The 1403-nt window shown below is 67.1% G+C and carries 3 protein-coding genes; all 3 read left to right on the plus strand.

Features of this window, described 5'->3' with window-relative positions:
• Positions 1 to 267, plus strand: a 267-nt coding sequence (gene phnG, locus MOV74_RS38240; protein WP_246932698.1) for a phosphonate C-P lyase system protein PhnG, incomplete at its 5' end; no start/stop codon positions are given.
• A 4-nt stretch (positions 268 to 271) separates the two neighbouring features.
• Complete coding sequence (gene phnH / locus MOV74_RS38245) at positions 272 to 880, plus strand: phosphonate C-P lyase system protein PhnH (protein WP_246932700.1); 609 nt, start codon at positions 272 to 274, stop codon at positions 878 to 880.
• A gap of 3 nt (positions 881 to 883) precedes the next feature.
• A partial coding sequence (locus MOV74_RS38250; protein ID WP_246932703.1) for a carbon-phosphorus lyase complex subunit PhnI occupies positions 884 to 1403 on the plus strand: 520 nt, incomplete at its 3' end.

Here is a 1403-nt window from a genome sequence, read left to right on the forward strand (position 1 = left end):
CTCGGCGAAGCCACGGTGTCCCGCGCGGCGGTCCGGCTTGCGAGCGGCGAGGTCGGCTTCGGTTACACGCTTGGACGCGACGGTGAGAAGGCGCGGCTGATCGCCCTGTGCGATGCGCTGGTGCAGTCCCGCGATTTCGCCGGAGCGGTCGAGCGGGACGTTATCGCCCCGTTGCGCGAGCAGCTTATGACGAGGCGCACGCAGGCGGCGGCCGAGACCGCTGCGACGAAGGTTGATTTCTACACCATGGTGCGCGGTGAGGGGTGAGATCATGACCACGATTGCGGAACTGCCACCGGGTCTCGCCGACAAGGTGCTGTCGGCGCAATCGACCTTTCGCTCGGTGATGGACGCGATGGCGCGGCCCGGTTCGGTCCAGCGCATCGTGCCGGGAGCGGGGACGCCCGACAGGATGATGCGCGGCGCCGCCGCGATCGCACTGACGCTGTTCGATCACGACACGCCGCTCTGGCTCGATTCGCGGATGGCGGAGAGCGTGGACGTGGTGAAATGGCTGAAATTCCACACCGGCGCGCCGGTGGTGCAGGATTCCTCCGTCGCGAGCTTCGCGCTGATCAGCGATGGCGGAGCGCTTCCGCCGCTCGAACGCTTCGCGCTCGGGACGAACGAATATCCGGATCGTTCGACCACATTGATTCTCCAGATCGATGGTCTGGGCTCGGGACGCAGCTTCGAGCTGCGCGGTCCGGGGATCGACGGTGCCGCGACGCTCCAGGCATCGATCAAGCCGTTCGATCTGTTCGAGCGCCTGCATGTCAACGAGGCGCTGTTTCCACGCGGCATCGATGTCGTGCTGGTCGCCGATGACGCCGTGGTGGCGATCCCCCGCACCACGCGCGTCGTGAGCAAGGGAAGCTGAAGCATGTATGTCGCAGTCAAAGGCGGCGAACGCGCCATCGAGAACGCCCATCGCCTGCTCGCACATAGGCGGCGCGGCGACCAAAGCATTCCGGAGGTCACGCTCGACCAGATCTCGGAGCAGCTTGGCCTCGCCGTCGACCGTGTCATGAGTGAAGGCTCGCTCTACGATCGCGAGCTCGCCTCGCTTGCGATCAAGCAGGCGCGCGGCGATCTGATCGAGGCGATCTTCCTGGTTCGCGCCTTCCGCGCCACGCTGCCGCGCTTCGGCGCGAGCGAACCGGTCGACACCGGCGCGATGCGGGTGTGGCGGCGGGTGTCCTCGACCTTCAAGGACATTCCCGGCGGCCAGATCCTCGGGCCGACCTTCGACTATACCCACCGCCTGCTCGATCCCTCGCTCGCGCAAGGTTTTGTGCCGGAGGCACCGGCGACTGCTGATGCGTCCACGGCGCCGACGCCGCGCGTGACGGACATTCTCGGACGCGACGGGCTGATCGAGCCCTCGCCGCAGGCCGAAGACG

Origin of the sequence: Bradyrhizobium sp. SHOUNA76 (genome assembly GCF_023006445.1) — a bacterium.
Lineage (GTDB): Bacteria > Pseudomonadota > Alphaproteobacteria > Rhizobiales > Xanthobacteraceae > Bradyrhizobium.

Excerpts from the sequence above, each read along its gene's own strand:
- phnH (WP_246932700.1), top strand. The coding sequence starts at position 272 with ATGACCACGATTGCGGAACTGCCACCGGGTCTCGCCGACAAGGTGCTG.